We start from the raw sequence: 22,270 nt of genomic DNA, 5'->3' as shown, positions 1-22,270 counted from the left end.
CCGTGACCTACACGCCAGCGCTCGACCTCGACGCCCTCGTCGCGATCGATGTCCACACTCACGTGGAATCCGATGATGCACATCATTGCTCGCTCGATCAGGAGCTTCTCGACGCCTCGGCGAAATACTTCAAACCCGGGGTGAACCGCACTCCGACCGTGGACGATCTGGCGGCCTACTACCGCGAGCGCAAGATGGCGGCCGTGGTGTTCACCGTCGACGCGCGGACGGCTCTCGGCCACCCGCCGGTCTCGAGCGAGGAGATCGCAGCGAAGTCCGCCGAGCATGCCGACGTCCTGATTCCGTTCGGTTCGGTCGATCCGCACAATGTCTCCGAGGCTGTCGCGCGAATCGGGATTCTGGCTCGGGACTACGGCGTTCGGGGGATGAAGTTTCATCCGAGTCTGCAGGACTTCGAGCCCAACGATCGCAAGTACTACCCGATCTACGAGGCCTGCGCCGAACATGGATTGGTTGCCCTGTTCCACACGGGCCAGACAGGTATCGGTGCGGGCTTGCCGGGTGGTCGCGGTATCAAATTGCGGTACTCGGATCCGATGTTGCTCGACGACATCGCCGCGGACTTCCCCACGTTGACAATGATTTTCGCGCACCCGTCCGTGCCGTGGGTCGATTCGTCCATCTCCATTGCGACACACAAGGCGAACGTCTACATCGACCTGTCGGGGTGGTCGCCGAAGTATTTTCCGCCGCAGCTCGTGCGCAACGTCAACTCATTTCTCAAGCACAAGGCGCTGTTCGGTTCGGACTTTCCGGTGCTCACTCCGGACCGGTGGGTGAAGGACTTCGCCGAGCTCGGCATCAAGGACGAGGTGGTGCCGTTGATCATGAAAGAGAACGCAATTCGAGTCCTCGGATTGGCGGATCGGTGACGCCGACACTGTCCACCCGCTTCGTCCCATCGTCGGCGGACGAGTCGAGGGACCTGAACTGAACGGACGCGTGGTCGGGGGAGGCGTCGACATCCCACCGGTGGCAATCCTGCCCCGATCGACAAGTTGCTCCACCGGTGCGCACCACCGCTCTCGGACTGGTCCTATCGGCGGCGTAAGCAGGGGTAGAGATCGGTTGGGTGCGCAAGTATGGGTTGCCTCATCAACTCATGCGTGAGTTATGTTGGTCACACCCAGTAGGGGGTGTGTCATGGACGACGACCGGCGCTTACCTCTGGACGGCCAAGTCGGTTTCGCGCTGCCTGCGGCGATAAACGCAATCAGTCGCGCTTACCGCCCCCTCTTGCCCGGGATGGGAACTGCCTATCCGCAGTATCTGACCCTCATGGCACTCTGGGACCACGGTCCCGGAACCGTCAGCGAGATTGCGGCGCGCCGAGACCATCACAGCTGCAATATGATTCGGGCATCGAACTACACACACCGGCTGCTGCGGTACAGGGCCCGAGTCGCGTGCACTACAGGTCTGAATCCGGCGAGCTTGCGGCGCCGCGCAGCGATCTCCACCACCTCGTCGACGGTCTGCGCGCATCAGCCGCTGACCACCGCCCAACAGAATGAGGAAGCGTCATGACCACAACCGTGCCAGACACCAGGCGGCTCGCCCCCGAGGCCGACCCGTCAACCGCTGCGCAGGTGAACCAGGACGCGAGTCTGTACGAGCGCCTCGGCGGCTGCTACGGCATCGCGGGCGCGGTGGACGTCCTGGTCGATCGGCTTTTCGCCAACGTAAAGGTGAACGCCAACGAGAAGGTGCACGAGCATCATGGCAACGCGGCTAACGCACCGGGGTACAAGTTCCTGGTCACCGCCTGGTCCATCGAGGTGACCGGTGGTCCGAAGTGCTATATCGGTCACGACATGCACGAGGCCCACGAGCATTTGAAGATCGACAAGGCCGGTTTCGACGCCGTGTACTTGGAGATCAAGTCGACCTTGTTCTACCTCGGCGTTCCCGATGCAGAGGTCGATGAGTTCATGGCGATTATCGATGAGTACCGCTCTCAGGTAGTCCAGGCTTGAGCAACAGGCCAGGCGTCCGTCCCGCAGTCGTCCAACTGGCGAACCCGCACGGTTCCCCGGCGCGGCGGACTCGGCGGCCAGGTCCGCGTGTATCGGCCCGGTGTTGAACGCAAGGTCGCCAACCCCTGAGTACGCGCGGAAGTCGACCGTCAGCGCATAGATCGGTGCGCACCTCGTGAAATCCACGACGACCTTGGTCACCGGAGTAAAGGACGTATGGCAGCGGTAGGCGTTCTCCCTGCGCAATAGCGTTGTTACCGGGCGTCTCTCCAGGCGCTTCGACAGCGCAATTCCACGATCGAAGGGTGCTCCATGATTCGCAGCTGCACTCCCGCCGCCAGTGAAAAAGTTGCCCCGCCTGCGCGAGCGGTGACCCCACCGGTAACTGTTCGCGAAACGCATTCTGCGTACGTCTTCTTCATCGGTGACATTGCCTACAAAATGAAGAAGGCAATCAAAACCGACTTTCTCGACTTCACGTCCCTCGACTCGCGATGGTGGGCCTGCGAGCGCGAGTTCACGCTGAACTCGCGGTTCTCCGGCGATGTCTACCTGGGAATCGCCGAACTGCCCGATCCCACAGGCGGACCGGCAGAGCCACTGCTGAAGATGCGTCGCCTTCCCGACGCGACCCGGTTGGCCACCAGTGCAGCCGCGGGTCGTGATCTCGAAGGGAAGTTGGGCGCCATCGCGCAGGCAGTGGCTGCAGTGCATGTGCGTAGCGTTCGTACCTTCGACATCGACCGGCAGGGCACGCGCGATGCCCTCGCGCGACGTTGGAATGCCAACATCAGCGAACTTCGAACGTTGGCAGATGGTCTCATCGGCCGGCACGACATCGACGAACTCGAACGGCTCGTGGATCGATACCTGGCCGGGCGCGCCGCGCTTTTCGACGCCCGCATCGCGGACGGGCGCATCGTCGACGGCCATGGTGATCTTCTTGCCGATGATATCTTCCTGCTGTCGGACGGCCCACGAATTCTGGATTGTCTGGACTTCGATGACCACCTGCGATACGTCGACGGCATCGACGACGCTGCGTGTCTGGCCATGGACCTCGAATTTCATGGACGGCCCGATGCCGCATCTGCCTTTCTGGATGCATACAGGGAGGCCGCTGCGGACTCACCGCCGACGTCGCTGACCGATCACTATGTGGCCTATCGGGCGATTGTCCGAGCGAAGGTCGCCTGCATACGGTTTCGGCAGGGCTCGGCACCGTCGCACGAAGATGCGGTGGAACATATGAGGTTGGCTCTGGAGCATCTGAAGGGTGCAGCCGTGAAACTGGTGCTGGTGGGCGGACTACCAGGATCCGGAAAAACCACACTCGCAACAGCGCTCGCACAAGCCACCGGTGCCGCGGTGATATCCAGCGATGTGGTTCGCAAAGAACTCGCCGGTCTCGATCCTTCCGGTCCACGTCCCGCACGGGTGGGCGAGGGGTTGTATACGCCGAGCATCACCGACCAGACCTATGCTGAACTGCTGCAGCGAGCCCGTACATATCTGTGCGACGGCCGATCGGTGCTCATCGACGCCTCCTGGTCCGACCCGCCGACTCGTGAGCGGGCCGAGCTGCTGGCGGCTTCGACCTTCTCGGACCTGTTGCAGTTCGAATGTGTTGCACCCAAACGGGTGTCGATCGACCGAATCGCAACTCGCCGACCAAGTGCATCGGATGCCACCCGCGATGTGTACGAGGCCATGGCGGACCACCAAACACCGTGGCCGGATGCTCATCGTATCGATACGGCGGTGCCGGTTGCGAAGTCCACAGCCGCAGCTCTCGCAGTATTGCGTAATCGTCGAGAAGTGGCGCCCGCCGTTGTCACCGGCCGGTGAGAAGCAGTGCATCGGAGGATTGTCACCGCGTGGCGAATTCCGCCCGGCGGCTATGTGGCCGAACGGACGGCGGGTTGGGGACGAAAGGCCCTGGGCGTCCGCTCGTCGAGCGACTGAACTAGGTCCTACGAAGATCAGTTGGTCTTCCGGGGCAACCGAGTTGACATTTCAGTCGTCCCGCATCACACACTGGACAGGGGCAGTCGAATGGTACTGGCGAATCATCAACATGTTGTCGTCGGCGTAGATGGGTCGGCAGGAGCTGAGGCCGCAGCCCTCTGGGCCGCAGACATCGCTCAGTCCTCCGGTTCACCCCTGCACTTGGTCTGCGCGGTGGAGGAGTCCTATTTCTACATGGCGGAGCCTGCGATGGTGGTTTCGGTCGACATCCTCGATCACTATCGTGCTCAGGCACACGACATGGTCGAGAAACTCGCTGCGCGTATTACCGACAAGTTCCCCGAGGCCCAGATCTCGAAGAGCGTGGACACCGGTTCTGTAGCGGATGTGCTGGTCGGCTATACCCACACCTCGCGGATGGCGGTTATCGGTGCGTCCGGATCCGGGATCATCGGTTCGGTTCTGTTGGGCAGCATCGCTCAGCGGGTGCTCGAGAACGCGACCTGCCCTGTGGTGGTGTGGCGAGAGGGTGCCAGTGCCGGGGACGGCCCGATCGTGGTCGGGATAGACGGAAGCCCCGCCAGCTCTGTTGCGGTGGCCGAAGCATTCGACATGGCATCCACTCTGGGTAAAGCCTTGATCGCCGTGCACACCTGGAATACCCGCACCCAGTCCGGTGGCGTCACGATTCCTCTGTTGATCGACTGGTCCGCCGTCAAGACCGGTGAAGCGGTTCTTCTCTCCGAGAGTCTCGCCGGATGGTCCGAGAAGTATCCGAATGTCCCAGTCTCGCATGTTGTTCGAGAGGGAAATTCTGCTCACGCACTGGTCGAGCAGTCCGCGACCGCCCAGCTGATCGTTGTCGGCAGTCGCGGGCGCGGAGCGGTCAGCAGCGCACTGCTGGGTTCGACCAGCAGCAATCTCGCACACCACGCCCACTGCCCGGTCATGATCTGCCGCCCGAGTCGTAGTTCGTCGAAGTGATCGACATGAATGGAAAGGTAGCCATGAACAGTTCAGCCGAACGGACGCAACCGGTACTGGTCTGCGTTGATGGTTCCGACGAGACCATCGCAGCAACTCGATGGGCGGCATCATACGCAGCACGGGTGCATGCGCCTCTGCGGATAGTCCATACGGTTCCAAGCGGCGATTGGTACGGGTCAGCGGCGTTCGTCGACGGCGGTGAGTTGGAAGAGGGACTTCGCAGCGACGGCCGCGGACATCTTGCCCGGGCGTCGAAAGCAGCTCTTTCGGCTTCGCCGGGTCTGTCGATCGAGACCGTTCTCGCAGATGGATCTCTTGCTGATTTCGTAGCCACCGTACAGGCGGAATTGATCGTTCTGGGAACCGCACGCACTAACTACGCCCATGAAATAGCGCTGGGTAGCAACACGATTCGCGTGGTGAACCACACGCAGAGTCCTGTCCTGGTCTGGCGACCCGGTGTCGAATCTGTCGACACCGGGCGGCCCATCGTGGTCGGAGTGGACGGGAGCGAGGCCTCGACACGAGCGTTCGCTGTTGCCCTCGAGATGGCTCACACGCTGGACGCACCTATTGTCGCCGCCAACTATTGGGGCCTTGCGATAGCAGGTGGAATGGGTTCGGGTGCGGGGTATATCGACTGGTCGAAAGTCCGCGCCGACGAACAATCCTGGCTCGACACACAGGTGGAAGTGATGGGCGACAAGTACCCCGACGTGACGGTCACGACCGAAAGCCTGGAGTCGAGCGCTGCTCGCGGATTGCGTGCACTCTCGTCCACCGCGCGGATCGTTGCGGTGGGAAGCAGAGGCCGCGGGGTGCTCAGAGGCGCGGCACTCGGTTCGGTCAGTCAGAGTCTCGTCCACCACGCTGAATGCTCCGTGCTGATCGTTCGATGATCGCACGCCGGCATTGCTGAGATCGAACCGACAGATGCGAGCGCCGAGAACCGTGAATATACAGCTCGAGGGAGGCCCGAAATGATGGGGCGAAGTCAGAGAGTTGTAGTGGGAGTCGATGGTTCATCGAATTCGCTCGGAGCGACGCGGTGGGCCGCCGCAGTCGCATCGCGCATGCGGGTACCGCTGCACCTTCAGTGCGGAGTCGAGCGCCCACTCTGCGTGGACCGAAGTTTCGATCTGGCACCCGATTTCGACTGGGGTGAACACCTTTGCGCCGCATCGCGCACCATCGTGGACAACGCGAAAAACATTGCACTGGAGGCGTACCCGAACATCACGGTAAGTACCGAGGTAACCGGTGGGTTCATCGCCCGGGCACTGCTCGAGAGTTCCGATCATGCCAGCATGCTTGTTGTCGGGCAATCGGGACTGGCATCGGTGGGGAGCGCCCTAGTCGGTTCGACGACGCAACTTGTTGTCGACCAGGCCGGTTGTCCTGTTGTGGTCTGGAAAGGCGACAGGGTGTCCGGGCCGGGAAACGCACCGGTGGTCGTCGGGGTGGATGGCAGCGAATTGAGCAGTCGAGCGGTGGAAAAGGCTTTCCGCTTCGCTGCGATGTTCGATGCTCCACTGATCGCAGTGCACTCTTGGAGCAGCGCGCTGACCGCAGGTATCAGTAAGTTTCGTCCACGGTTCGATCAGGGGGGAACAGAAGCCGCAGAAGACGCGGTGCTCGCGGAGGGTGTGGCAGGAAGTAGTGAGGAGTTTCCTGAGGTGTCTGTGCAACGCGTACTGCGTGAGGGCAGCCCGACGGAGGAGTTGCTCGCGGTATCCGAATCATCGCAGTTGATCGTGGTAGGTAGTCGAGGGCACACCGGGCTCTTCGGTGCCATCGCGGGATCGACGAGCCGAAACCTGTTGTATCACGCGAACGTACCTGTCATGATCTGCCGTCCACCGCGGCATTGACAACATTCACAAAGAAGTCAGGCCAACTTCGACGCGAGCAACGCAGCCTGTGTGCGCCGGTCCATTCCGAGTTCGGCCAGCAATCTGGACACTTTGTTCTTCACGGTCTTCTCTGCCAGGAACATGCGTTCGGCGATCTGCCGGTTCGTCAGGCCTTCACCGATCAGACCAAGAATCGTCCTCTCGTGTTCGGTCAATCCAAACAGGGGTCCGCTCGTGTCGGGAAGCCCGATATCGAGCACCGTTACGTCTGGACGAAGCGCAGAAATCCGGGCAAGTGCGTTCGATACGGTGCCTGCTTCTCCGACGACGTCGAGACCGAGACCGAGATCGGCATCGATTATCAAGAATTCGGTGGCGACTGCGTCGGTTCGTGGGAAAGAGCCCTTCGATAAGGGACGATCGGCCCTTTTTCCTGGCGGCTCGTGATGTCACTCTCAGTACACAGTGCCATTCGATGCCATTCGACGCCGTTCGGCCTTGGGAACGAGTGAAGGGAGAATGCAGTGAAATTGCAACCCAGTTCAGAAGTGGTCAAGATGATGGTAGAACTCGCCTGCCGTGCCCCGTCGGTGCATAACAGTCAACCCTGGCGATGGATGTATGACGGCAGATGTCTGGGCCTGAGCACCGACTCGAGTCGACTATTACCTGCCATCGACCCGGTCGGTCGGCAGATGACACTGAGTTGCGGTGCGGCACTCGATCATCTGGTCACCGCGGCAGTCGCGTTACGGTGGAGTACCCACATCGACATGCGGCAGATCACTGTGTCGCCACAGAGGATCGCGTCGATAACGTTCGAGCACAATGCGACACCACAGTCTCACGAATTCGATCTCTTGACCGCCATAAGCCATCGTCGATCGGATCGCAGACTCTTCGGGCAGATCAGCGACGCCCAGGCGGCTTCGAGACCGATACGAGACGCCGCTGCGCGTTACGGGGCCGCCCTGACTGTGCTCGGCCCCGACGCACGAGAAACGCTCGCCGCGGCATCGATACACAGCGCTGAGGTACGCAAGTACGACCCGGACTATCAGGCTGAACTACGTTGGTGGGCAGGGCATTCGTTCGATCACGAGGGAATACCTCCCCGAGCACTGAACAACGCGGCAGATTCGGCCGCAGTGCAGATCGGGCGGCGTTTTCCGGTTCCGCGGGACGGCGACGTCCGCGAGCGAGTGACAGAGGATGTCGACGAGTCGACCGTGCTGTTGCTCAGCACCGAGACCGATACTCGACACGATTGGGTGCAGAGCGGTCGGGCACTGTCTGCGATTCTGCTGGAAGCGACCGCAGGCGGACTTGCGACGTGCACCCTTACTCACTTGACCGAACAGTCAGGCAGTCGCACGATCGTGCGCTCGTTGGCCGACGCGGCAGGTGTACCCCAAGTTCTGATCCGGATCGGTAAGCCCTCACCTGGTCCGATACCGAAACAGACGCCGAGGTTGGGCGCCGCGACTGTGCTGACCGACCGGGTGATGTGAGGGCCGTGGTCCGCGGCAGAGCGAAGCGGCGCGCATAGGTGAATCACTGAGACGGCACCATTTCCGTTCGTCACGCAGACTGCGGGTGCAAACGAAAATCGCGAGGCCGCGATGTGTCGGGGGAGCCATTCAGTCCTTGATCGCAGGAACATGAATCCCCGGTTTGTCGGGATCCACAGTTAGATCGGATCTTCTCGCGCCGGGTGCATCGCGTCGTAGCTCTCGCGGGCCTCCTCGATTCGAGACATATTGTTGTATGCCCAGCCGCGGATCGCGGCGATTGTCCGGGCGAGGTCTGCGCCGAGTGGGGTCACTGTGTATTCGACCTTCGCGGGCACACTCGCGTAGACGGTGCGTTCTACGAGCCCGTCGCGTTCGAGGATGCGGAGTGTCTGGGTGAGCATTTTTTGACTGACGCCGTCTACGGTGCGCCGAAGTTCTTGAAAGCGCAGCGTGCCCTGCTCCAGAGCAGAGAGGACAAGCAGGCTCCAGCGGTCACCGACGCGATTGATCACCTGTCGGGTAGGGCAGGCGGCGGCGAGCACGTCGTAACGTCCGTCAGGTGAGGCGGTGTGGGTCGTGGACACGCAATGATCAACTCCCTGGTTACTTCTGGGTGCCTGCAGCACTATTTACTGCCTACTTACGAAAATAGACCCGTATGGGCAAGCTCGTCGACAGGAGGCACCGATCCGGCGCCGGACGAGAAAGTGGCACACATGAAAGCGATGACAGCAACCGCGCCACACCAGGTGGCAATCACCGACGTGGCCGAGCCGGTGGCAGCGGACCACGAGGCATTAGTCGAGGTCGCGGCTTACTCGGTGAACCGGGGCGAAACATTCCTGCTCGCTGCCCCTCCTGCCGGTTGGCGGCCTGGCAAGGACCTCGCGGGTACCGTTGTCGCCGCGGCGGCGGACGGCAGCGGGCCGCCGGCAGGTGCACGAGTGGTTGGCCATGCTCGAGATTCGGCGTGGGCAGAGCGGGTTGCGGTCAGTACGGCAGCGCTGGCCGAGGTCCCCGACGCGATTTCGCTGACGACCGCTGCGGCGCTCCCATTGGCTGGGCTGACGGCGCTACGACTGATGAGACGAGCTGGATCGTTGATCGGCCGCCGCCTGTTGTTGACCGGAGCAAGCGGCGGAGTTGGACACTACGTAGTGGAATTGGCGACCGGTGCCGGTGCACACGTCACCGCCGTGTCGGCCACCGTGGACCGAGGCGCGCGGTTGCGCGAGTACGGCGCCACCACTGTGACCTCCGTTCACGACGCAATGGGGTGGTTCGATGTGACGATGGAGTCGGTCGGCGGCGATTCCTTCGTCGAGGCCCGTCGACGCACCCACCCCACCGGCACCGTCATCTGGTTCGGTCAGGCCAGCCTGAAGCCGGTCACTTTCGACTTCTTCGATTGGATCGGCGGAACGGTCGGCGCCCCGATCGAGCCGTTCAGCTACGAGATCAGTTCACACACAAACGGCGAGGACCTTGCAACACTGCTCCGCTTGATCTCCGACGATCGCCTGCACCCCGAGATAGGCGCGCTGCTGCCGTGGCAAGATACGCAGTTGGTGATCGAGGACCTTCGGGCTCGCAAGCTGCGTGGAAACGCTGTCCTGCAGGTGATCTCATGACAAAGGTCGCGGCGGACACCAAAGCCGTCGTTCTCCCGCATATGGGTAGTTGCAGCCGGATGGTCCGATGAGCGACCGGCCCACCCGAACATGGTCTGTAGTCTCTTGGCTATGGGGAAGGTGTTCGACGAGATCGATGCATCATTGCAGGCGTGGATCGAAGATCAGCCGATGTGGTTTGTCGCTACCGCGCCGCTGGCGGGCGATGGTCATGTCAATGTCTCTCCGCGTGGGCACGATTGCTTGTCCGTTCTCGGTCCGAAGCGTGTGGCATGGGTCGACTACACCGGAAGTGGAATCGAAACCATTGCGCATTTGCGCGAGAACGGTCGAATCTGTCTGATGTGGAACTCTTTTGGACGGCGGCCGCGAATCGTGCGGCTCCACGGCGTGGGTACCGTATGGCTTCCCGGTGACTCCGTTTTCGAAGAGGTCGTTGCGCTGCATCCGCAGCACCCGAGTACGAGGGCGGTCGTGTCGGTCGCCGTCACGCGGATCAGCGACTCGTGTGGCTGGGGTGTTCCGGTCATGGATGTGGTCGACGAGCGCGACATTCTGCGAGTGACTGCGGAGAAAAAGGGTGCGAGCGGGATGAACGCGTACCGGTCGGAGAAGAATGCGGTGAGCATCGACGGTCTACCCGGTCTCGAGTAATGGCGTCACAAGCTGTCACGTCGAGGGTGGTGGCTTTTTCATCGCGGCGTCGCTCACGTGATGAGGTGAAGTCGGTTGCTCACCGAGGTGACGCCGTCCGCGCCGAGGGCGGCTTTTTCGATTTCGGCAGACTCGGCAACTGAGCGGGCAGTGCCCTCGACGATGACGTGCCCTGAGCCGTCGGCCGACATGGACAGTCGACGGCCTTCGGCTCGCGCATCGTGTTCGAGCACCGAGACCACGTGCTCGGTGACATGCTCGGCGGCATCAGCCGGGCTTACCTCGATCGTGTTCCTGATCTGGATCACACCGAGGACAGCGGCCACCGCGTTCTCGACCGCGTCTCGCTGGAATCCCCGGACAAGGTGACGCTTCCGTCGGTCACCGCAAGCCCTACCTGTGTTGTGTTGAGGTTCGGTGCCCACCGGAGTTCGAGCTGGACTCGGCTCTTGATCTCGGCATCTGTGATGTGCGGGGTGGTGGTCATCGAACAAGTCTCGTCGGCTCGGCGACGCGATTCCAAGAGTCCTTGGTCCCTCGGCGAGGGGAACTTGTGTCCGCACGAACGCGCGGTGGTACCACTCGGATGGTGGTCCCACGCCCCTCAATCGACGGGCATCGGGTCCGGGGCCGCTCGTTGTACGGCATCGACCAGCGGTAGCAGATCGGGCACGCGTGACGCCGCGTCGAGGGCTTCGCGTAGTGCTGCATTGTTCGTCGGTCGTGCGGTCTCGAGTAGTCGCAATCCCTCCTCGCTGACGTCGGTGTAGATGCCCCGGCGGTCGGTAGGGCACAGATACCGCATGAGCATCCCGCGTTCCTCCAGCCGTGTCACCAGACGGGTGGTAGCGCTCTGGCTCAGCACGATGGCGTCGGCGACCTGCTTCATCTGGAGGTGTCCGCCGACTCCGTCGTGCTGTCGGCTGAGTACGTCCAGTAGCCAGTATTCGCGTGCGCTCAGACTGTGTTTCGATGACAGTGCGCGCTCGATATGACCTTCGATACGCCCGTGTAACACTGACAGGGCAAGCCAGTTCTGTGCCAACGCAGTCAGGCCGGGATCTGTCGCGTTCATTGCGTACCTTTCGGTTCCTGATCTGCGTCGATGCCGCACAGCTCCGCACATATCAGTTGTAGTGAGTGCGATCTCAGCATACCGCGCTTGCATATAACAAGCGGCTGCAATTATTGTTCAAGTCGGTTACCTGCTCACGCGTGGCCAAAGCAAGGCGGTCCTGCCTGTGGCGACTCGGTGAGGTGCTCGTCCATCAAGGGCGGGACGACTACATCCTGAATTTTGAAGTCGGCCAGGTGATCTCGGATGGCAACGAGGGCCACGCACCAGTGCCGGAGCCGGGGGTAGCGACCTACCTCCAGGATCACTGATGACAGGGGCAAGCACGTCCGCAATTCGGGTTTGTGTGCTCAGATACGGGCTTCCGGACCGGCGTCGACGATGCGTTGCGCGAGTGCGTGGACGGGGATGTTTTCGTTCTGTGAATATTTGGAGAGCAATTGAAATGCCTGCACGGATCCGAGTCGGTAGCGTTCCATGATCATGCCCTTGGCCTGCCCGATCAGATCTCGACTCGCGAGGGCGGATGTGAATTGCTGTGTCTTGTTCACTGTGTACAGCGCCATCGCCGCATTGGCCGCGAGCATCAGACCGACCTCTTCGTCCTGGCTGCTGAACCCGCCTCGGCCGCCGAAGATATTGAGCGCACCGACGCCTTCGTTCGAGGTGTACAGCTTGAACGAGAGCACACTGTGAATTCCTAGATCAGTTGCCGCTTCGGAAAATCTTGGCCACCGTTCATCGGCGGAGAGGTTGTTGCTCCGCACGACGAGAGTGTCGAGCGCAGCATCGATGCACGGTCCTTCGCCGTATTCTTCCTGCAATTCGTCCAGTCGCACGGGTAGATCGTTCGTGGCCGCGTGGGACTGGAACTTTTTACCGGAAATGATCAGCACGTCTGTTCCGATTGCAGCTGGAAGCAGCTGTGTGCAGGCGGCGGTGACACCGAGCAGGGTGTCTTCGAGGCTGTCTGGGTGAAAGAACGCATGTGAGAGTTCGGCCAGGGCCAGCCCGCTATGGGGCACATGCCCGTCGTTGCTGTGCATGCTCGTGTCGGTGGCCATGGGTGACGCTCCTTGCCGGCCCTGGCCATTTGGCTGCGTCAGGGGCGGTTGTGGGGTAGCGGCAACAAAAATTGCTACGGGTTTGCGCCGCTGCGGTGTCGCCGCCGTGACCCCGAGCTGGGGCCCTCCCACTCATGACCCTACGCGCCGGGGTCAACGGATTCACTCCAGAAGGAGTGCTGCATCGAGGTGCACGGCTCGTAGTCGAATCCGGGGAAGTTGTATGCGCGGACGTCGTCGCCGAAACTCGATGGCCGACCGTCACCGACGAGGATGACTGGATCGAGTACCACCGCGAGTGGGGCAGTGCATTGCCGGCTACGGCCGAACGCACCGCTGCGGACGGGGACGCCGCCGCAGCGATGCATGCCTCGAAGCTGTGGTCTCAACACCGGGACCACACCGACGTACCCTCTCGACGGCCATCTTGAAACGTAAAGAAATTTTTCGGTCCACGGTTGGTGCAATCCCGCCGTCGATGACCAAGCAGGCTCAGCCGCATCGGTTCGACTCGTTGCGTGCCGCGGTTTCGGGTAACTCGACGACTTCGAGTTGGAGAGCGCGTCTCTTCTTCCAGGTTGCGACGTCGCATACGCAAGGGACGAATTCTGGGCGTGAGTCCGGGTCCGAGAAGCATGGACAGGAGTCGCTCACGAAGCACATGTGAATGAGAGCCGGTCGGAACACGTTCGATCACGAGTGTCCGGTGACGCTGTTGCGCAACATTATTGGATAGAAATCGAATCCAAAAATCTGAGAAAACATCTTGGAACTTCTGATGGCGACTGCTAAATTATTTCCCGCACAGTGGAGGAGCAGCCCGTCGCAGGGGCGGGCGCATCGTCATTCAGGAGGTGGTTGCTGTGCTTCGCTTCGATCCGTTCCGTGACCTTGATTCCCTGACCGCCACCATGCTCGGCGCATCGAGCGGTTCACACCGCACCCCACGATTCATGCCGATGGACCTCTACAAAGTCGACGACCATTACGTCCTGAGCGCAGACCTTCCCGGTGTCGATCCGGGCTCGATCGATGTCGAAGTGGATCGAGGAACTCTTACCCTTACCGCCCACCGAACGGCACCGGAAACCGATGGCGTGCAATGGTTGTCCTCGGAACAGTTCTCGGGGACCTACCGTCGTCAACTCTCGCTCGGTGAGGGTATCGATACCGAACTTATTTCCGCGTCCTACGACAACGGTGTGCTCTCGGTGACAATCCCACTGGCTGAACGCGCGAAGCCGCGCAAGATCGATATAGCCCGGACCGGCAACAAGCGAAGATCCATCGCAGCCCAATCGACCTGAACGCATTCGCGTTGACCGAGTAACCGGAGGAGGCGAGGCAACGGTCTGATAGTGGTCGCTGACCGGGGGCGTGACGGATTCAGCATCCGTCACGCCCCAGCGCGGTCGGCGGAATCCCCACATCGGATCGTCGGCACCGTCTCGTGAGTATTGCCTCGATGCCGGACGGTTATCGGTGCACGGGTGTCGCAGCGAGGTCGGCGACTGCGATCTGTGCGTCCGTGACCGCGTCGATCACGGGGCTGCAATGAGATGAGGCAGTAGCGAGTGCGAGAACCGCCGACAACAGTGCTGTATCTGGTGCGCCGGTGAACGGACCTGACTCGACTACTGATGTCCCGCTTGTGAGTTGACCGGAGGCATTGACACCCACGTGCTCGATGAACTCGTTCGTGGCTGTCAGGCATTGGGCGAGAACGCCGAGTGCCCAATACAAGTCGGGACCCACGAGGGGTGACCCCGACGTTGTGACCGATGCCTGGCGAAGTCGGTCACGGGCAGCGGCGAGCTGATCGGTCAACGGATGGCTGTAAATGTCTGAGGTGCAGTGCCGTCGCGTTGTCATGCCGAGCTCCGTCCGTAAGGGAGTAAACTGACCTTAGTCGGTTACGCTAGCGGAGGCAGGTAAGGCGTGCAAGTTGTTTTAGACGATTACGTACATGGTGCTGCGTTCGCCACAGAACTGGTGAATACCTCACCGAAGGTGTGGGTGGTTGCCGGGGACCGGTTGACCGACCCCTGCAGTCTCCAGTCCTTCTTGAACGACAACCACGTAAATACCGGCGATCTCCCCGAGAAGCGTGATCTCGAGCAGGTCCGCTCGCTACGCGAGAAGCTGCGAGAGGTCCTCGACGCACCGTCTGCGGCCGTGCTCGTCGACCTCACACACGATTTGCTGTCCGCGGTGCCGCATCACATCGAACTCGTCGAACTCGATAACGACGAGTGGCGCTGGCTTGCGATAACGGATCTCGCGGGCGCAGGCTCGCTTGCCGAGGAGTTGGCGATCTTCGTCGGCTACGCCCTGTTGGGGACGGTACGTACGCTTGGCTTCGAGCGGTTCCGGTCCTGCGCGTCCCCGACATGTAACGGTGTGTTCGTCGATGTCAGCCGGGGTGGGCGTCGTCGCTACTGCATGCCGGAGCTATGTGGCAATCGCATAAACGTCGCCAATCACAGGCAGCGCAAACAAGCACATGGCACCGGCTGACACCATGATGACGAGGCCGACGGCGCGGGCTAACCGGATCGTTCTGTACATCTTTTTTCAGCGCTGGAAATGGTTGCGAGCAGCGCACACGACAAAGGTCGAGCACTTCACCTTTCTGCAAGGTGAAGTGCTCGACCAGAGTCCACAGCTAATGTCCGGGTGATACCCCGAATCAGTCGTCGCCCCTCGGCGGTGGTTCGACGTCGACGCCGCCGGAACTGTGCTCGGGACCGGCGTCGGGGTGGCCAGCAGGCACTCGACTTCTCGACCGGGCGGCCTCACTGTCGGTGGAGGTCGTTTCGGCGAACTTGCGTCGCCAGGCTTCTTCGGGCCGGTACGGGCCGGGCTTGGGGCGGGCCTTACCGCCAGGCAGAGCGAGTCGTGCGATGGTCCGGTGGACCATGCCCCACTGCTGCATCAGCGGTCCGCTGTTGTACGGAAGCTGGTAGCGCTCGCAGATGTCCTTGATCTTGGGAGCCACCTCCGAGTACCGCGTGCTGGGCATGTCGGGGTAAAGATGATGCTCGACCTGGTAGCTGAGGTTGCCGCTCATCAGGTGGAACAACGGCCCGCCGTCGATGTTGGCGGCGCCGACGAGCTGGCGAACATACCAACCGCCGCGGGTCTCGTTCTCCACCTCTTCCTGGCTGAACGTGTACGCCTGATCCGGAAAGTGCCCACAGAAGATGATTCCGTGTGACCACACGTTGCGGATGATGTTCGCCGTGAAGTTGGCAGCAACGGTCGACAGAAAGGTACTTTCGATCCCACTGAACCTGTTGTCCAGGAATGCTGTGGTCTTGCGGGAGCCCCCGAACGAGGCGGACTTCCGAAGCTTGGACGCGATCCGCGACCTCTTGCTTTCGCGAAGATTGCCGCCGCTGGCCAACTGTGCAATGGCGAAGGCGCCTGCGCTGATTGTCGGCCAGCCGATGTAGTCCTTGACGAACTGTCGACGAGCTTTGCCCGCGATGCCCCGCAAGTCGGAGGCGATCTCCTTAATGGTCTTCTCGCCGCGTCGGATGGCTTCGATATCGAGGTCGTGCAGCGCTACGCCCCACTCGAAGAACGCCATCAAGAGCACGTTGTAGAACGGTTGCGCGAGGTAGACGGGGTGCCACTTCTGCCTCGGGTCAATGCGCATGATCTCGTAACCGAGATCCTTGTCCTTGCCCCGAATGTTGGTGTACGTGTGATGCACGTAGTTGTGCGAGTGCTTCCAGGATTGGGCGGTGGACGCGGTATCCCAGTCCCAGACCGACGAGTGGATCTCCGGATCGTTCATCCAGTCCCACTGACCGTGCATGACGTTGTGCCCAATTTCCATGTTCTCGAGAATCTTGGCGATTCCCAGGCAGGCCGTACCCGCCAACCATGCTGGCTTGCTCGTCGAACCGAGCAGAAGAACACGCCCGGCGACGAGAAGTTGCCGTTGGGCTGCGATCACCGAGGTGATGTATTTGCGGTCCTTGTCGCCGAGGCTCGCGTACACCTCGTCGTGGATGGCGTCGAATTCCTTGGCGAGTTCGGCGATGGTGTCGTCACTGAGATGCGCCAGCGGATGGACCGGATCTGTCTCTATCCTGGTTGCGTCGTCGATGGTCATGATTACCCCTTTCCGAGAATGAAGCCTTCGAGAGCCGAGCCGAAAGATCAAAGTTCGATTTCGACGTCGCCCTCGGCTGTGTTTACGCATATACGCACCGCTTGGCCCGTGGGCTCGGTTACGTCCCCGTTGCGTAGGTCGCGTATGCGTCCTGATTTCAACGTACCTACGCACGTATGGCAGATGCCGATTCTGCACCCGAAGGTAAGTTCCAGGCCTGCTTCTTCACCTGCGGCAAGAATTGTCGAACCACCGTCGCACTCGACGGATTTGTCACTGTTGATGAACTTGACTGTGCCGCCCTCACCCTCGTCGGAATCTCCGCCGATGACGGGTTGGAAGCTTTCGTAGTGAAAGCGGTCGTAGTCGCCCTGGTCTTTCCAGAACGAACGCAGATCGTCGAGATGCTCGCCAGGACCGGAGCAGAATGAGTCGCGCTCACGCCAGTCCGGAACCAACTCGTCCAGTTCCGACGCCTTCATACGGCCTTCGTCGCTGGTGATCCGGAGCTTGACGGTCAGCCCCGGGTGTTTGGCTTCCAGCTCGTCGAGGGTGTCGGCGAACATCAACTGATCTTTACGATGGACCGAGTGCACCACGACGATGTCCTTCACCGTGTTCTGGTGATCGAGCCCCCGCAGCATGCTGATGATGGGCGTGATGCCGCTGCCGGCGCTGATGAATACCATCTTGTCCGGTTGCGGACTCGGCAGGGTGAACTCGCCCTCGACCTCGCTCAGCCTGACGATGTCTCCGGTCCTGATGGTTCCCACCAGGTACGGCGACACTGTGCCCGCAGGCACCAGCTTGGGGCTGACACTGACGAGCCCGTCGACGGGATCGGGATCAGAGGTGAGCGAGTACGCGCGCCAGTGATAGCGACCGTCGATCAGCACGCCGAGCCTGACGTACTGGCCCGGGGTGTGCCCGGCCCACTCGAAGCCCGGCTTGATGAACACCGAGACGGCGTCCGATCCCTCCGGCGCAACGCGCACCACCTGACCACGAAGTTCCCGCGTCGTCCACAACGGGTTGATCATCGACAAATAGTCGTCGGGTCTGAGCGGATTGAACAACATCCGAACGGCGCGCAACATCGTTCGTCGAACCAAAGATACCTGGGGCCTGGCCCCGCGTTCTGCCACGTACTGAACGTATACCCGTGAGTAACATCTCGGTGCGAAACCGAGAAAATACTCGAATTCGCATGCACTAAATGATGATTCGAACCTCTCGGACTCATATGACTGCCCTGGAGGTCTAACTAGCCGGGAAGACGTAAGTCGGATATTTGCCCTGTTCGCGATCAGCTCAAACATCGCCGAACAGCGTGAACGGTTGTCCGGCCCTCGATCTATCGCAGCTTGTCTGCCTCGTTGTGCGATTCGCGAAGTCGGCGTCCTTGGTCCACGGCTTCTGCATCCTTTTCGGCGTTCTTGTCCGATACGCGAGTGTCCCGTGGGGGCAATTGAAGTTGATCTTCGGCTTCGATGCCGGCTTGAAGTTGCCGTCCGCGCTCGAGTTCGGAGTCGAGTTCGGCTCCGAACAGCAACGCCAGGTTGGTGATCCAGAGCCATAGCAAGAACACCACCGCACCGGCGAGCGAACCGTAGGTCTTGTTGTAGCTACTGAAGTTGGCGACATAGAACCCGAACGCAGCCGATGCCAGTATCCAGACGACGATTGCGAGCAGCGCGCCACCGCTGATCCATCGAAACTTGGGTTGCTGGATGTTCGGCGTGGCGTAGTAGAGGACGGCGACCGCGAAGACGACGATAGCAAGAACAACCGGCCACCGGGCGATGTTCCAGACGGTCAGCGCCGTATCGCCCAGACCGACCGCGTCCCCGACAGCCGCCGCCACAGGTCCACTGATTGCAAGCATGACGGCGGCGGCAGCGATAAGGACCAGTGAAATAACGGTCACGAGAAGCATGACGGGGCGGAGTTTCCAGATCGGTCGACCTTCGTCGACCTCGTACATCCTGTTCATTGCTCGCCCGAACGCGCCGACGTATCCGGATGCCGACCAGAGAGCACCGAGTAGGCCGATGATCAAAGCGACGCCGGCGGTCGGTGCCTGTACCAATTGTTCGATCGTCGGCCTCAGAGAGTCGACAGCAGATGACGGTCCGAGATCGCCGACGATCTGAAGCACGCCGTCCACGGTGGCTTGTCCTTGCCCGAATACTCCTAGCAGTGAGACCACGGCCAGCAGGGCAGGAAACAACGAGAGCACCGCATAGTAGGTCAGCGCGGCGGCAAGATCGGTGCACTGGTCTCGCGAGAATTCGCGCGCAGTCTTGCGCGTCACGTACCACCAGGACCGAGTTGTCAGGTCGGTCGGTGAATCCGGCTTGCGGGGGTCATCGGGGTCGGCGTCTACGGGCGCGGTGGTGGATTCGCTCACCGGACTTGCCATACCCGCGTTGTCGAAATGCAATCCCCATATCCGGATCATGTTGACGTGGTGTGGCTTCCGGCCTGTGTTACCTCAACGAACCACGAACCACGAACCACGAACCACGAACCACGAAGTGGACAGGCGACCGGGGCTCGCTGAGGCAATCGAACCTGGGCCGTCAGGTCATGGGCGTGCCACCGGTGACGGCGATGGTCTCTCCCGTGACATAACTCGAATCCGTCGATGCCAGAAAGACGTAGGCGGATGCGAGTTCTGCTGGTTGACCTGGCCTTCCCAGAGGCACTGTTTCGCCGAACTTTTCGTACTTGTCAGCGGGCATCGTCGCAGGTATCAGAGGCGTCCAAATAGGTCCGGGCGCGACAGCGTTGACTCTGATGCCGCGAGTGGCGACATCGGCGGCAAGCCCCTTGGTGAACGCGATGATTCCGGCCTTGGTCGTCGCGTAATCGAGTAGTTCGGGGGAGGGGTTCGAACCCTGAATCGAGGTGGTGTTGATGATCGTGGAGCCCGAGTTCATCAGCGCAACTGCCTTTTTGGACAACCAGAACAAGCCATAGAGGTTGGTTTTCAACACACGATCGAACTGCTCGGTGGTGATGTCCGCAATCCCGCCCATCTGCGCCATCTGGAATGCGGCGTTGTTGACCAGAATGTCGATGCCTCCCAGAGTTTCGACCGTCGATTCGATCAGCCGGGTGCACTCGTCTTCCAGCCGGATGTCGACGGCGATAGCGGAGGCTCGTCGCCCGGCAGACTCGATCAGCGCAACTGTCTCGTCGGCGTCCGCTTGTTCGGATTCGAGATACCCGATCGCTACGTCTGCGCCTTCACGCGCGAACGCCAGTGCGACCGCCCGCCCGATCCCCGAATCCCCGCCCGTGACAAGAGCCTTCCGGCCGGCCAATTTTCCCGATCCGCGGTAGGAAGACTCACCGTGATCCGGCGCGGAGAGGAGATCGCCGGTGAGCCCTGGATGCTCGATCCGTTCCTGTCGAGCTCGTTCCGGCAATGAATACTTGCTGGTCGGGTCCTCTAGCGTAGGTTGTGCATCGTTTGCTGTCATAGTTGCTCCTCTTGTTGTTCGGGGGAAGGGTTTGCGTCGAGAGACAATCGGCAATGCGCCAGAATGCACAGCGCTGTCTCGATCTGCCCGCTCCCCGGGAGTCTGTCCAACGCCGTAGCCGTGTCGGCGTCGTGACGGGCGATGCCGATGTCCTGGCTGTGTTCCGGCACGCCTTCGACTGTGCCCGCGGAGGCGATGCGCTCTGGCTCCGGTCGTTCGTCGATGCCGGAGGGTCTGCCGACCTTACCAACGACAAAGGTGACACCTTGTTGATTCTGGCCGCCTATCACGTGCGTCTGGAGGCGGTCAAGGCACTTCTCACGCTTGGTGTCGAGGTGGACCGAGTCAACGACAATGGTCAGACAGCGTTGGCAGCAGCGGTCTTTCGGAGGTCGGCACCCATCGTTGCGATGCTGCTCGACGCCGGAGCGGACCCCTCTGCCGGGGCTCGATCGGCGCACTCCATTGCTGACTTCTTCGAACTGGAAGATATGGCAGCGCTGCTGACCCAACCCCGGCAGTGACACTTATTTGCGGGCTCTGGACGGTCGCTTCTGTGCAGTTGCCCGTGCATCGGCCGGGGCTACTTCCGATGCCATCACTGCGGCTGCACGGTCCCACGCCCGATGTAGGCCAACCGCGGACAGCATCGACTCGTTGAACGCTTTCACCGCGGTGTCGCCGATCACCACGCCTGGATCAGCGGTTCCAATTCCGGCTCGCTGGAGCAACGCCGTCCCATCCCCCCATGCGCCAATCGCCTTGCAGTGGCGAAAAGCTTCCTGCAACAGCACGATCAACTTGATGTCGCCCGACGGCGTCGTACCTCCCGCGACGACGAAAGCGTCGAATTCGATGGAACGGACCGTCAGGAACGTACGCTCGACTACCTGCGTTCGCGCGCCTTTACCGAGAACGCCGCCGACCGCCGAGATGACATGCACGGTGGCTCCGCGGCGAGCTGCTGCTGATCTCAGTTTCCCGATGCCCGACAGATCCGATCCTGAGTCGGCAATGACGCCGATTTTGCGCCCGGCGATCGGCCCCGGCGCGTCGATGATCTGGGACAGAGCAGGGGAAAGCATCACATCAGTGGCGGGGTTCCCGCTGGGTGCTGGTAGCCCGAGTCCTGCAGCGACACGTTCGCACAGATCGGTATCGACGTTGGCGAGCACAACGAGCTCGCGTTCCTTGATCGCTTGCTCGTAGACCTTGCCGAGTTCGAAGGTGAAGGCTTCGACGATATGGTTCTGCTCGGTATCGGTGAGGCTGCGGTAGAACATCGTTGGCTGACTGAAGTGGTCGTCGAACGACGCCGGATTGGCTCGAACCGTTCGACCCTCGATGAGTCGTTCGGTCTGAACATATCCGTGATCAGGGACTCCGGCGAACTCGGGTTCGCCCTGGTCGACACTGTTGTCGCGGTACGGTGCCAGGCCGGTATGCACGGCTGTCTGGTGTTGGCCGTCGCGCAGCATGTCGTTGACCGGCGCGTGCGGCCGGTTGATCGGTAGTTGCGAAAAGTTGGGTCCGCCGAGCCTGGTGATCTGGGTGTCCAGGTAGGAGAACAAACGCGCCTGCATCAGCGGATCGTTCGTCACTTCGATTCCGGGAACGAGATGCCCGGTATGGAACGCGACCTGCTCGGTTTCGGCGAAGTAATTGGTGGGGTTGGCGTCGAGGCTCAACTTGCCGATGGGTTGAACCGGAACCAGTTCTTCGGGAACAAGTTTGGTGGGATCGAGGAGATCGATTCCGTCGAAGGTGTCGGTGCCGTCGTCTGGCATAATGAATCACCCTAAGTTTTGTGCCGCCTCCAGTTGGGGCTGATCCTCGGCGTCGAGGTCAGAGTAGTGGAGTGTTTCGTATTCGATCGGGGGCATCTGTCCGATGCTCGAATGCAACCGCCTGTTGTT

26 protein-coding genes are annotated in these 22,270 nt (G+C 61.2%); 14 read left to right on the top strand and 12 right to left on the bottom strand.

Features of this window, described 5'->3' with window-relative positions:
- The first annotated feature begins 2 nt into the window (after positions 1-2).
- From QMK17_RS24585 to QMK17_RS24555, 7 genes are all read left to right on the top strand, one after another.
- Entirely contained in the window at positions 3-893 is an 891-nt protein-coding gene (locus tag QMK17_RS24585) for an amidohydrolase family protein (protein WP_283511915.1), read from the top strand.
- Between the two features lie 271 nt (positions 894-1,164).
- Complete coding sequence (locus tag QMK17_RS24580) at positions 1,165-1,548, top strand: hypothetical protein (protein ID WP_283511914.1); 384 nt, start codon at positions 1,165-1,167, stop codon at positions 1,546-1,548.
- On the top strand, positions 1,545-1,997 hold the full coding sequence (locus QMK17_RS24575; RefSeq protein WP_283511913.1) for a group I truncated hemoglobin: 453 nt from the start codon (positions 1,545-1,547) through the stop codon (positions 1,995-1,997). Before QMK17_RS24580 ends, QMK17_RS24575 begins: the two co-directional genes overlap by 4 nt.
- A 312-nt stretch (positions 1,998-2,309) precedes the next feature.
- The gene (locus QMK17_RS24570) at positions 2,310-3,845 is read left to right on the top strand and encodes a bifunctional aminoglycoside phosphotransferase/ATP-binding protein (protein WP_283511912.1); all 1,536 of its coding nucleotides are present in this window, start codon (positions 2,310-2,312) and stop codon (positions 3,843-3,845) included.
- Between the two features lie 207 nt (positions 3,846-4,052).
- Entirely contained in the window at positions 4,053-4,949 is an 897-nt protein-coding gene (locus QMK17_RS24565; RefSeq protein WP_283511911.1) for a universal stress protein, read from the top strand.
- A 23-nt stretch (positions 4,950-4,972) separates the two neighbouring features.
- Positions 4,973-5,851, top strand: coding sequence for a universal stress protein (locus QMK17_RS24560; RefSeq protein ID WP_283511910.1), 879 nt, complete (start codon positions 4,973-4,975; stop codon positions 5,849-5,851).
- 81 nt (positions 5,852-5,932) lie between these two features.
- Positions 5,933-6,823: a universal stress protein gene (locus tag QMK17_RS24555; protein WP_283511909.1), complete on the top strand. Its 891-nt coding sequence runs from the start codon at positions 5,933-5,935 to the stop codon at positions 6,821-6,823.
- A gap of 17 nt (positions 6,824-6,840) precedes the next feature.
- Here the strand turns inward: QMK17_RS24555 and QMK17_RS24550 are convergent, their stop codons facing one another.
- The gene (locus tag QMK17_RS24550; RefSeq protein WP_283511908.1) at positions 6,841-7,170 is read right to left on the bottom strand and encodes a response regulator transcription factor; all 330 of its coding nucleotides are present in this window, start codon (positions 7,168-7,170) and stop codon (positions 6,841-6,843) included.
- A gap of 192 nt (positions 7,171-7,362) precedes the next feature.
- Between QMK17_RS24550 and QMK17_RS24545 the strand changes: the two genes are divergently transcribed.
- Positions 7,363-8,316 (top strand): Acg family FMN-binding oxidoreductase, encoded by a 954-nt coding sequence (locus QMK17_RS24545; RefSeq protein ID WP_442972830.1) that lies wholly within the window; start codon positions 7,363-7,365, stop codon positions 8,314-8,316.
- 179 nt (positions 8,317-8,495) lie between these two features.
- Here the strand turns inward: QMK17_RS24545 and QMK17_RS24540 are convergent, their stop codons facing one another.
- A complete protein-coding gene (locus tag QMK17_RS24540) occupies positions 8,496-8,903 on the bottom strand; it encodes a winged helix-turn-helix transcriptional regulator (protein WP_283511906.1) in 408 nt (135 codons plus the stop codon).
- Between the two features lie 132 nt (positions 8,904-9,035).
- Between QMK17_RS24540 and QMK17_RS24535 the strand changes: the two genes are divergently transcribed.
- Together QMK17_RS24535 and QMK17_RS24530 are read left to right on the top strand one after the other, a co-directional pair.
- Entirely contained in the window at positions 9,036-9,950 is a 915-nt protein-coding gene (locus tag QMK17_RS24535) for a zinc-binding dehydrogenase (RefSeq protein WP_283511905.1), read from the top strand.
- Between the two features lie 111 nt (positions 9,951-10,061).
- On the top strand, positions 10,062-10,604 hold the full coding sequence (locus tag QMK17_RS24530; protein ID WP_283511904.1) for a pyridoxamine 5'-phosphate oxidase family protein: 543 nt from the start codon (positions 10,062-10,064) through the stop codon (positions 10,602-10,604).
- Positions 10,605-10,657: 53 nt separating this feature from the next.
- On the opposite strand, the gene QMK17_RS24525 is transcribed toward QMK17_RS24530, so the two are convergent.
- The 4 genes from QMK17_RS24525 to QMK17_RS24510 all read right to left on the bottom strand — a co-directional run bounded on the left by QMK17_RS24525 (position 10,658) and on the right by QMK17_RS24510 (position 12,743).
- Entirely contained in the window at positions 10,658-10,930 is a 273-nt protein-coding gene (locus QMK17_RS24525) for a BON domain-containing protein (RefSeq protein ID WP_283511903.1), read from the bottom strand.
- Positions 10,909-11,091 (bottom strand): hypothetical protein, encoded by a 183-nt coding sequence (locus QMK17_RS24520; protein ID WP_283511902.1) that lies wholly within the window; start codon positions 11,089-11,091, stop codon positions 10,909-10,911. The genes QMK17_RS24525 and QMK17_RS24520 overlap by 22 nt, the downstream gene beginning before the upstream one ends.
- A 117-nt stretch (positions 11,092-11,208) precedes the next feature.
- Entirely contained in the window at positions 11,209-11,679 is a 471-nt protein-coding gene (locus tag QMK17_RS24515) for a MarR family winged helix-turn-helix transcriptional regulator (RefSeq protein ID WP_283511901.1), read from the bottom strand.
- A 350-nt stretch (positions 11,680-12,029) separates the two neighbouring features.
- Positions 12,030-12,743, bottom strand: coding sequence for a GAF and ANTAR domain-containing protein (locus QMK17_RS24510; protein ID WP_283511900.1), 714 nt, complete (start codon positions 12,741-12,743; stop codon positions 12,030-12,032).
- Between the two features lie 134 nt (positions 12,744-12,877).
- On the opposite strand from QMK17_RS24510, the gene QMK17_RS24505 reads away from it, so the two are divergent.
- Both QMK17_RS24505 and QMK17_RS24500 read left to right on the top strand, forming a co-directional pair.
- Positions 12,878-13,174 (top strand): hypothetical protein, encoded by a 297-nt coding sequence (locus QMK17_RS24505; protein WP_283511899.1) that lies wholly within the window; start codon positions 12,878-12,880, stop codon positions 13,172-13,174.
- A 432-nt stretch (positions 13,175-13,606) separates the two neighbouring features.
- Positions 13,607-14,050 carry an Hsp20/alpha crystallin family protein gene (locus QMK17_RS24500; RefSeq protein WP_283511898.1) on the top strand — a complete coding sequence of 148 codons (444 nt, stop codon included), beginning with the start codon at positions 13,607-13,609 and terminating at the stop codon, positions 14,048-14,050.
- Between the two features lie 169 nt (positions 14,051-14,219).
- Here the strand turns inward: QMK17_RS24500 and QMK17_RS24495 are convergent, their stop codons facing one another.
- On the bottom strand, positions 14,220-14,615 hold the full coding sequence (locus QMK17_RS24495; RefSeq protein ID WP_283511897.1) for a hypothetical protein: 396 nt from the start codon (positions 14,613-14,615) through the stop codon (positions 14,220-14,222).
- A 66-nt stretch (positions 14,616-14,681) separates the two neighbouring features.
- Here QMK17_RS24495 and QMK17_RS24490 point away from each other — a divergent pair, with 66 nt between their 5' ends.
- The gene (locus QMK17_RS24490; protein ID WP_283511896.1) at positions 14,682-15,260 is read left to right on the top strand and encodes a CGNR zinc finger domain-containing protein; all 579 of its coding nucleotides are present in this window, start codon (positions 14,682-14,684) and stop codon (positions 15,258-15,260) included.
- Positions 15,261-15,432: 172 nt separating this feature from the next.
- Here the strand turns inward: QMK17_RS24490 and QMK17_RS24485 are convergent, their stop codons facing one another.
- From QMK17_RS24485 to QMK17_RS24470, 4 genes are all read right to left on the bottom strand, one after another.
- Positions 15,433-16,866 (bottom strand): fatty acid desaturase family protein, encoded by a 1,434-nt coding sequence (locus tag QMK17_RS24485; protein WP_283511895.1) that lies wholly within the window; start codon positions 16,864-16,866, stop codon positions 15,433-15,435.
- 47 nt (positions 16,867-16,913) lie between these two features.
- A complete protein-coding gene (locus QMK17_RS24480; RefSeq protein WP_283511894.1) occupies positions 16,914-18,011 on the bottom strand; it encodes a ferredoxin reductase in 1,098 nt (365 codons plus the stop codon).
- A gap of 209 nt (positions 18,012-18,220) precedes the next feature.
- Positions 18,221-19,288: a YihY/virulence factor BrkB family protein gene (locus QMK17_RS24475; protein WP_442972829.1), complete on the bottom strand. Its 1,068-nt coding sequence runs from the start codon at positions 19,286-19,288 to the stop codon at positions 18,221-18,223.
- A 160-nt stretch (positions 19,289-19,448) separates the two neighbouring features.
- Positions 19,449-20,354: an SDR family oxidoreductase gene (locus QMK17_RS24470; RefSeq protein ID WP_283511892.1), complete on the bottom strand. Its 906-nt coding sequence runs from the start codon at positions 20,352-20,354 to the stop codon at positions 19,449-19,451.
- A gap of 53 nt (positions 20,355-20,407) precedes the next feature.
- On the opposite strand from QMK17_RS24470, the gene QMK17_RS24465 reads away from it, so the two are divergent.
- The gene (locus QMK17_RS24465) at positions 20,408-20,878 is read left to right on the top strand and encodes an ankyrin repeat domain-containing protein (protein ID WP_283511891.1); all 471 of its coding nucleotides are present in this window, start codon (positions 20,408-20,410) and stop codon (positions 20,876-20,878) included.
- Positions 20,879-20,881: 3 nt separating this feature from the next.
- On the opposite strand, the gene QMK17_RS24460 is transcribed toward QMK17_RS24465, so the two are convergent.
- Positions 20,882-22,141 (bottom strand): catalase, encoded by a 1,260-nt coding sequence (locus tag QMK17_RS24460; protein WP_442972828.1) that lies wholly within the window; start codon positions 22,139-22,141, stop codon positions 20,882-20,884.
- Positions 22,142-22,270 lie beyond the last annotated feature (129 nt).

It is taken from the genome of Rhodococcus sp. G-MC3, from assembly GCF_030063335.1.
GTDB lineage: Bacteria > Actinomycetota > Actinomycetes > Mycobacteriales > Mycobacteriaceae > Rhodococcoides.
Note: the sequence above shows the minus strand (reverse complement) of the source record. Positions and strands in the feature narration are given on the sequence as shown.